Annotated in this window: 1 protein-coding gene; it reads left to right on the top strand. The window is 77.1% G+C overall.

From position 1 onward, the window contains the following. Positions 1-407 (top strand): TROVE domain-containing protein (locus tag G3I78_RS49725; RefSeq protein ID WP_164437271.1); only part of this gene is annotated, 407 nt, incomplete at both ends.

Below are 407 nucleotides of genomic sequence, written 5' to 3'. Positions count from 1 at the left end.
CCGGGAGCTCATGGAACTGCCGGTGGAGGAGCGCCGGGCCGTGGTGACCGCGCCCGACGGAGCCGAGCGGCTCGCCGCCGCCGGCATGACCTGGGAGGCGCTGGCCGGCTGGCTCCAGGGCCCGATGGACGCCGCCGCCTGGGAGGCGGTCATCCCGTCCATGGGCGCGATGGCGCTGCTGCGGAACCTGCGCAACTTCGACCAGGCCGGCGTCTCGGACGCGGTGGCCGCGCGGGTCGCGGCGAAGGTCGCCGACCCCGAGGTCGTCGCCCGGTCCCGGCAGTTCCCCTTCCGCTACCTGGCCGCCTACCAGCACGCGCCCTCGCTGCGCTGGGCGTACCCGCTGGAGCGGGCGCTCGGCCACTCGCTGGCCAACGTGCCCGCCCTGCCCGGGCGGACGCTGGTCC

It is taken from the genome of Streptomyces sp. SID13726, from assembly GCF_010548375.1.
Classification (GTDB): domain Bacteria; phylum Actinomycetota; class Actinomycetes; order Streptomycetales; family Streptomycetaceae; genus Streptomyces.
Note: the sequence above shows the minus strand (reverse complement) of the source record. Positions and strands in the feature narration are given on the sequence as shown.